General features: G+C 58.1%; 3 protein-coding genes. All 3 read left to right on the top strand.

What is annotated here, in order from left to right; all coding sequences use genetic code 11:
- On the top strand, positions 1-1316 hold a 1316-nt coding region (locus ABX749_RS19845; RefSeq protein ID WP_372897500.1), incomplete at its 5' end, for a tetratricopeptide repeat protein.
- 29 nt (positions 1317-1345) lie between these two features.
- On the top strand, positions 1346-3352 hold the full coding sequence (locus ABX749_RS19840) for a matrixin family metalloprotease (RefSeq protein ID WP_372897499.1): 2007 nt from the start codon (positions 1346-1348) through the stop codon (positions 3350-3352).
- A 123-nt stretch (positions 3353-3475) separates the two neighbouring features.
- The coding region (locus ABX749_RS19835) for a sulfotransferase (protein ID WP_372897498.1) at positions 3476-5488 on the top strand (2013 nt) is incomplete at its 3' end.

The raw sequence follows: 5488 nt of genomic DNA, 5'->3' as shown, positions 1-5488 counted from the left end.
CGATTCTGGAGATACAGCGTCTCGACCAGTTGCGAATTTCTGACCCAGAAGCGTCCACCGACTTCGCACGTTTGGATCGTCTGATCGAAGCAGCCAAGGCGGTGGAAGACGGTAAGCCGAGCCGGGCGAGTTTGTTTCTGGAAGCCGAGCGGGTTCGATTGGCCGGCAACGACGAGCGATACCAGGTGTTGCAGAAGATTGCCGAGGACACGCCGGCCCGAGCGGATTCGCAGCTGTATCTGGAAGCGGTGCGGTTGCTGGCCGGCTACGATCACCAGGGCGCCAGCGACTTGCTGGCCGCACTGGCGGATCGGAACAGTGTACCGCCGGCGTTGCGATGGACGATGCTGGGGCGAGCCCAATTCGCCGCCGGACGCGTTGAAGACGCCAAACTTTCTTTCACGCAATCGATCGAACGCGCGCCGGGCTCGGCGAGATTGCGTGAATTGAGGGGACGCTGTCACTTCGATTTGCGTGAAGACGCCAACGCCGAACGAGACTACCGCAAAGCGATCGAGCTGGATCCGGAAAGTGTCGGTGCTTGGTCGCAACTCGGATTGTTGCACCATGCCAATCAGCGTTACGAACAAGCGTTGGAATGCTTCAACCGGTCTTTGGAGTTGTCGCCGAATCGCATTTGGACGCTGTTGAAGCGAGCGAAGACGTATCGTGCTCTCGGTCAGCCAGATCTGGCAGAAGCCGATTTCTTGACCGCGATGTCAGTCCCCTGCGACGATCCTAATGAGCTTTCGTATCGGGCCAGCGCGAGATTCAAAACCGACCCAGAGGCCGCGCTCGTCGATCTCCAGTTGGCGCACCAATTGGATCCCGATCGACCGGCGCTGCAGCGTCTGATCGCTCAGGTTCTGGCGGTCCAACTTGGACGCCATGAAGAAGCCATCGAGGCATACGGAAAGGTAATCGAAATGCAACCCAACAACGAGGTCGCCAGGATCGACCGGGCGCTCTCGCTGGTTCGTCTCGGCCGCACGCAAGAGGCCTTGGCAGATACGAAGATCGCGATGGAGGATCCGAACTCCGCGAGAACGCTTTATCAGGCAGCCTGTGTTCATGCCTTGATCGGTAAAGCGTTCAATCAACGCAGGGCGGTCACTCTGCTGGCCAAAGCGGTCGCTCAAGGATATGAGCCCGATAACATCGGAGACGATCCGGACCTGGCATCGATCCGCGATCACGAAGAATTTCGCGTCATTGAACGGTTCTTGGAAACGTCGCGGCGTGACAAGCGTCGCCATCCTCGAGTCGCCGACGACGAACAGATTCCTGTTGACATTCAAGCTTTATTAACCCGCTGACACTCTCCTTCAACCAGGATTCGATTGACATGAAACGTGTCATCCGCGGCCGGACTGTTTCCGCCGCTTCTCTCCAGACCCTCGAAGACCGCCGTATGTTGGCCGTCTTCGGAAACGTGTGGCCCAACCAACGCGATCTGACCGTCAGCTTTCCGGCCGACGGCGTGCAGATCGGCAGCCAACAAAACGACATCAACGCCTTGTTGGACACCGTCGCCCAGCGTGGCCAATGGCAGGAACTGGCGCTCCGCGCCTACCAGACTTGGGCGGTGCACGCCGACATCAACGTCGGGCTGCGCAACGATTTCAACAACGCCTTCGGGGCACCGGGAATGCTCGTCGGCGATCCTCGCTTCGGCGAATTTCGAATCGGTGCGTTCCCGCAAGAAGGTCTGATCGCCAATTCGATTCCCTTTCAAGCTGTCGCCGGAACCTACTCGGGTGACCTGGTGCTCAACTCAAACGAGCAGTTCACGTTTCACGATTGGGCCGACAACCAGGGTCCCGACCCGGCGACCCTGGCTGAGGGAGATCGTGATCTGTTTAGCCTGTTATTGCACGAAACCGGAAACACTCTGGGGCTAGACGACAACTTGCTGGATTGGTCCATCATGTTCCGGCAATACACCGTGCCCAAGGGCGTGTTGGCTGCTGAGGACATTGCGTCGATCACGGCTCTGTACGGACAGCGGAGTGACCCGTACGAGCAAATCGACAACGGCACCCTGCAAGTCGCCTCGCTGATTCCGACGCCGGTCGGGCTGGACCACCAGACCGAAGTGATCCGATCACGCGGCAGTTTGTCCGCCGGTACCGACGTCGATTACTACAAGATTGTTCCGATTGCCGGCACGGATTCTGTGACCGTCCGTGTGCGTGCCTCCGGCGTCAGCCTGTTGCAGTCACGCTTGGAGGTGCTCGATTCCGTCGGACAGGTGATCGATCAATCCAGTGCCGTTTCGGTATTCGAAAACGATAACGAACTGACGATCACCGGCATCGCCAACCTCGACGAACTCTATCTGCGTGTCTCCGCCGTCGATGCAAGTGATGTCTATGCCGTCGGTGACTATTGGATCGAAGTCGATTATCGCAGCGCATTGGAGCGCGCCGGCGATCTTCATCCGGGTGCCTACGATTCGGGGCCGGACACGTTGTTCGCCAATTTCGATCTGATCGACGATGAACTCGGATTGGACGACCATCTGGCCAGCGCGATCGAACCGGTTCCGAGCGAAACACCCGAAACGAAGCGTTATGAAATCCAGTCTTCGGTATCATCCTCAGCGGACGTCGACTACTTCAAAATCACTTCACCTGCGACGATCGAGGGACGCTTGGTGGTGCATGTCGCGGGCGTCGGAGCGGTTCGGCCCGACGTGCGATTGAGTGTGGTGGATGCGCAGGGGCAAGCCGTCGGAGCCAACGCCAGGCTGCGCGGTGACGGGACCTTCACCGTCGAAGTCGCGCAGCCCGAGGCGTCGCAAGATTACTATGTCAAAGTCAGCGTCGACCCCAACTCAACGGTCGACGCAGGCAACTATGTGGCGATCGCAGAATTTGAGTCCCCGCATGCACAGATGAATGATCTGGCTAGCGGCGATTTGACGGGCGAGTCGGATAAATTCATTCGTTGGACGGCTGGAAAAACGCGGCTCTATCGATTCGATTTGAATGCCGCCAGCGCAGACGCCGATCAGGCCGTCCGGTTGACGGTCTACGATGCCCACACCCGAGAAATCAAGATGGTGGCGGTCGCGCATGCCGGGGTCACCCGCAGCACGTTGGCCTGGTTGCAGCAGGGCGAATACATCCTTCGCTTCACCGCCATTGCGGTCGGGACCGCGCCCGTCACCAACGTCAGCTTTGCGTTGACGGCCGATGGCATCTCCGACGACCAAGACGATGACATCGTCGATCCGGCGGATGATCCAAATTACGATCCCTATTACTATAATAGTGGTGCGTACGACGAGGGGTATTACGAATCTGGGTCAGAGTATTACTACTACGAGTATTACTACACGGGACCTTAGTCAAGCCACCTAGGCGGGGTGATGACTTGATCACGCCGCGGAGGAAGTTTGTCTGGGTTCGCAAGGTTCTCGAATCGGTGTTCGAGAACGCAGTGTCACGATTAACGCGTCAACATCACCGGTATGTATCTCAACACCCTGTCACCACCCCGTCCTGCGATTGAAGTCGACCGCGACGTTCTGAACGAGGTGCTGGAGTCAGTCTGCAATCGCGCCGGTCAATCGGCTCGGCTGTCCAACGAAGTGATCATTCAACGGTCACAACAGCGGCTTTCCAGCAACGCACTGGACATGCAAGCCCTGCATGTCGTGGCGGCTTCGTCGCTGGTGCATCGGCAAACCGCAAAGACGCTGGAGTTGTTGCAGAGAGATAGCGAGACCTTCGCGCGCGATCCCGTCGGAAATCGGCTTGCCGGATATGCCTGGTTGATTCGTCAAGACGCCGGCCGAGCGAGGCATGCCTTTGACCAGGCGGTTCGTCTGGATCCGAACCAGCCCGACTGTTGGAAATGGTTGGGGCAGATTGCCGAGAGCGACGACCAGGATGAGCAGGCCGCGGAGTATTATGAACGCGGCATCTTGTTTGACGATGGCGGACATGACTCGGCGCTCGCGCTTTCACGATTGCACGCCCGCCAGCGTCAACTCAAGGACGCGATCCATACCCTGCGTGTTTCACTGATACGCGATCGCCGTTCGCCGAAGCTGAATTTTGCCCTCGCCCGTCTGTTGGATCGGCGGGCCGTCATGCTGGGGCGAAAACGAATGTATCTGGCACAGCACAGGTTGCGGCAGGAGGCATTGGAGTGTTATCGGATCGTCAATGCGGCCGCACCCACCAGCCAAAGCTTGTTGATGCAAGGGCGTCTGCAACAACAGTTGTTGGACCATTCGGCCGCCAGGATCTCATTCCAGAGGGCCGTGGATTTGGACCCGACGTCGGCCAAAGCGTTCAACTATCTGGCCAGCGCCAATGTCGATTTCGGAGAAATCGAACTCGCGCTCGGGCAATTCGAACAATCGATCCGCTTGGATCCGCAACGGGCCGAAGCCCATTTTCGCTATGCACGCGCGAAACGTTTCCGACCCGGCGGTCCGACGCGACGTTACCTGGAGCAATTGGAACAGCAGCTCCGCGAAGTCGGCCAGGCGAGACAGAAACAGGTTTACCTGAACTTTGCGATCGCCAAGGTGTACGACGACATCGGCGATTTCGATCGGGCTTGGAAACACTACGATCGGGCGAATCGATTGAAGTCCATGCCTGCCAACAGGCCGGGCAAGACGAGAGCGACACCGACAGCAAGAGCGGCAGCGGTGCCGTCCGTGTCGTCGGCGGACGAACCTTGGTTTGAAGCCTTCACCCAACATGCGACACGGCACTACACGGCAGATTTTTTTCGTTCCATGCATGGGGCGGGCAATCCGAGCCGAACACCGATCTTTATTGTCGGGATGCCGCGTTCGGGCACGACGCTGACCGAACAGATCCTGAGCAGCCATCCCGACATCGCCGGTGCGGGGGAGTTGAATCACATCAACCAAATTCGGCAGGAGATGTCGCGGTTGCATTCTCCGGCAACCGTTCATCAGGCGGCGTGGAGTCGCTACCCGGAGTTGTTGGGAGCCATGGATCCGAGTGAGCTGAATCAACATGCCGCTCTGTACCTGGAACACTTGGATCGATTCCGCACCGGGGAGCGACATGTCACCGACAAGATGCCGACCAATTTCATGCATCTCGGATTGATCGCAACGCTGTTTCCCGGTGCGACGGTGATTCACTGCCGCCGCAATCCGATGGATGTGTTCGTGTCATGTTATTGCCAAAACCTGAATGCCCCGTTTTGCGACCTGGATCAACTGGTCCATTATCATCGCAACTACCGACGGTTGATGGCGCACTGGGAACGTGTCTTGCCGATCAAAATTCACACCAGCGACTACGAGTCGCTGGTTGCGGATCCGGAGACCCACAGCCGCGAATTGATCCGTCATTGTGGATTGCAGTGGGACGACGCCTGTCTTCAATTTCATTCCAACGATCGCGCCGTGCACACGCCGAGTAAGTGGCAGGTGCGTCAACCGATGTACCGATCCTCGGTGGAAAAATGGCGTCGCTTTGAAAAGCACTTG

The sequence above is a fragment of the Stieleria sp. genome, assembly GCF_041595215.1.
In the GTDB taxonomy this organism is placed as follows: Bacteria; Planctomycetota; Planctomycetia; order Pirellulales; family Pirellulaceae; genus Stieleria; species Stieleria magnilauensis.
This window is presented reverse-complemented; position numbering and strand designations above follow the sequence as displayed.

Coding starts and splice junctions, on each gene's coding strand:
- ABX749_RS19840 (WP_372897499.1), top strand. CDS start 1,346: ATGAAACGTGTCATCCGCGGCCGGACTGTTTCCGCCGCTTCTCTCCAG.